The organism is Halomonas sp. (assembly GCF_014859505.1).
Classification (GTDB): Bacteria; Pseudomonadota; Gammaproteobacteria; order Pseudomonadales; family Halomonadaceae; genus Halomonas.
This window is the reverse complement of sequence record NZ_JACUUD010000228.1, coordinates 1-2,494: the sequence shown is the minus strand read 5'-3', so window position 1 is coordinate 2,494 and position 2,494 is coordinate 1. Positions and strand designations below refer to the sequence as shown.

The following is a 2,494-nucleotide window of genomic DNA, read 5'->3' as shown; positions in this document are numbered from 1 at the left end:
GGCGGTCCAGGACTGACACCACCCCTTGGGCTCGACGCTGTTCTGCGGGAAGAGCTGGCAGCCCTCGGTGTTCGCCTGATAGAACATGCAGTTGTCGCAGACTTCACCCTCTTCGTAGGCCGGGTGATCGGCGGCGTCCGCGGCGTTTTCGACGTAGTTCAGGGCCTGGGCCTGGTCTGCGCTCGGGTCGAGGCGCGGCAGGTCCTGGGCAAAGGCGGTCTTGGAGAGGATGCCAGCGCCCAGCGGCAGGGCGGCGAGGCCCAGCAGGCTGTTGCGCATGAAGTCACGACGGCTATGGTTGGCCATGGGATCTCCTTTTCGTCACGGTTGCAGGAACGATTCCTGTTCTTCATTTTTTTGCGGGTGGTCAGCCACCTCTTGCTCCGACAGGGGCTGCCCCGGGGAGTTCGCTGCTCTATGGTAGTAGAGTGACTGTAGCGATGCGAACCAGCCATTGGCCGTGCGGCAATAGGTCGCGCGGCATGCCGAAGCCCAGGAGAGCCGATGATCTTCACCCGCTTTGCCTCCCCCCTTGGCGAGATCCTGCTATGTGCGGAGCCCGAGGGGCTGTGCCAGCTCACCCTGGCTGCCGAGGGGCGCCCCGACCCCGAGGCGGCCCGCCGGGACGACGATGCCCTGGCCGAGGCCCGTGACCAGCTGCTGGCCTACCTGGCCGGCCGACGGCGCAGCTTCAGCCTGGCGCTGGCGCCCGGCGGCAGCGACTTCCAGCGCCAGGTCTGGGCCGCCCTGTTGCGCATTCCCTGGGGCGAGACCCGCACCTACGGGGAGCTGGCACGCCGGCTCGGTCGCGAGGGTGCCGCACGCGCTATCGGCACTGCCAACGGTGCCAACCCGCTGCCGCTGCTGATTCCCTGCCACCGGGTGGTGGCCGCCGGTGGTCTGGGCGGCTACAGCGGCGGGCTGGCACTCAAGCGCCGGCTTCTCGAACTGGAAGGCAGCCTGCCGGCCTGAGCCGCGATTCTGCCCGGTCGCCGGCGCTGGTATACTCGTGCCATCACCGGTCGCCACCGGCCGCGTATCCACCGAGCCCAGAGGGGCCCGCAGCAGGGAGAGTGCCCGATGCAGAATGCCGTGATCCTGATCAATGCCGAGAAGGGCCAGGTCAAGGCGGTGGCCGAGCGCCTGGCCGACGTGGAGGGAATCAGCGAGGTCTATTCCACCTGCGGACGCTATGACCTGGTGGCCATCGCTCGCACCCGCGATTTCGAGAGCCTGGCCGAGCTGGTCACCGAACGGCTCAACGCCGTGGAGGGTATCCGCGACACCGAGACCCTCAATGCCATGCAGGTACACTCCCGTCACGACCTGGAGACGATGTTCTCGCTGGGCTGGTAGCGCCCGGGGCCAGAACCTTTGGCCGGGTTGCCCCGAGCGCCCGGTCGGCATGACAACACTTTCTTTCCCCCTCCGCTGGAAGCCGTTTCAAGGATGAGTCGTCGTCGTTCCCCCGTACCGCGCTGGCGCCGCCAGACGCGTCGCTTCGGTATCACCCTGCTCTTCGTCCTGGTCACCTCCGGCCTCTGGTACGGCCAGGAGCGCCAGGTTCGCGACCAGCTGGTGTGGATGGGCGTACCCGAGTGGCAGAGCCTGACCCCCACCAGCCTGCATCGGGTGCTGCGCAATGAAGGCTTTCTGGTGGGCTGGTCCGACGTGCGGGTCAATCCGCTTTGGGTCAGCTATCGGTTGCAGGCGGTGGAGGATCCCGGCGCCGGTCCGCGGCCAAGCTTCCAGCGCGACTGGCGCACCCTGTGGCCGATCGGCACCGACCACTACGCCGGCAGCGGCTATGACCGGGGCCATATGGCGCCCAACTACGCCATCGCCGTGGTGCATGGACCGGAGGCGCAGCTTGACACCTTCTACATGAGCAACATGAGCCCACAGCGGCCGGATCTCAATCGGCGGCTGTGGCAGCGTCTCGAGGAGGTGGTGATCGACCACTTCGTGCCGCGCTTCGGTGAGGTGCAGGTGATCACCGGCCCGGTCTTTCCCGAGCGCTTCCGCGACAACCTCTTCAACCGGGTGGGGCTGGTGGAGATTCCCGAGGCCTTCTACAAGATCATTGCGGTAACGGAGGGGGAGCCACGCGTGCTGGCCTTCCTCATGCCCCAGGAGGTGCGCGGCGATGAGCCGCTGGACGACTATCTGGTCAGCGTCGACGAGATCGAGGCTCGCACCGGGCTCAACTTCTTCCCGCGCCTGCCAGAGGAGGTGGCCGAGGTGCTGGAGGGGGAGGTGGTGACGCGCGGTTGGGCGCTGGAGGAGGTGGCTCGTCGGCCGGGTCGATTCTGACGGGGTTGTCGACTGGCCGGGGCGTTTCGAGCAAGCACAAAAAAACCGCGATCAATGTCGCGGCCTTGTGTGATGTTCCTGCTGTAATGCTCTTGTCTGGTTCAGTCGGCATGATGCGATGGTAAGTGGTGCCCAGGAGAGGACTTGAACCTCCACGTCCTTACGGACACTAGCACCTGAA

At 66.4% G+C, this 2,494-nt stretch carries 4 protein-coding genes; 3 read left to right on the top strand and 1 reads right to left on the bottom strand.

Going from position 1 to position 2,494, the window contains the following annotated elements; translation table 11 throughout:
- Positions 1 to 306 (bottom strand): high-potential iron-sulfur protein (locus IBX53_RS15760; protein ID WP_290911218.1); only part of this gene is annotated, 306 nt, incomplete at its 3' end.
- Between the two features lie 198 nt (positions 307 to 504).
- Here IBX53_RS15760 and IBX53_RS15755 point away from each other — a divergent pair.
- From IBX53_RS15755 to IBX53_RS15745, 3 genes are all read left to right on the top strand, one after another.
- The gene (locus IBX53_RS15755; protein ID WP_290911215.1) at positions 505 to 972 is read left to right on the top strand and encodes a methylated-DNA--[protein]-cysteine S-methyltransferase; all 468 of its coding nucleotides are present in this window, start codon (positions 505 to 507) and stop codon (positions 970 to 972) included.
- Positions 973 to 1,080: 108 nt separating this feature from the next.
- Positions 1,081 to 1,356, top strand: coding sequence for an Lrp/AsnC ligand binding domain-containing protein (locus IBX53_RS15750; protein ID WP_110068493.1), 276 nt, complete (start codon positions 1,081 to 1,083; stop codon positions 1,354 to 1,356).
- Positions 1,357 to 1,449: 93 nt separating this feature from the next.
- Positions 1,450 to 2,313 carry a DNA/RNA non-specific endonuclease gene (locus IBX53_RS15745; protein WP_290911211.1) on the top strand — a complete coding sequence of 288 codons (864 nt, stop codon included), beginning with the start codon at positions 1,450 to 1,452 and terminating at the stop codon, positions 2,311 to 2,313.
- Positions 2,314 to 2,494 lie beyond the last annotated feature (181 nt).

Coding starts and splice junctions, on each gene's coding strand:
- IBX53_RS15750 (WP_110068493.1), top strand. CDS start 1,081: ATGCAGAATGCCGTGATCCTGATCAATGCCGAGAAGGGCCAGGTCAAG.
- IBX53_RS15745 (WP_290911211.1), top strand. CDS start 1,450: ATGAGTCGTCGTCGTTCCCCCGTACCGCGCTGGCGCCGCCAGACGCGT.
- IBX53_RS15755 (WP_290911215.1), top strand. CDS start 505: ATGATCTTCACCCGCTTTGCCTCCCCCCTTGGCGAGATCCTGCTATGT.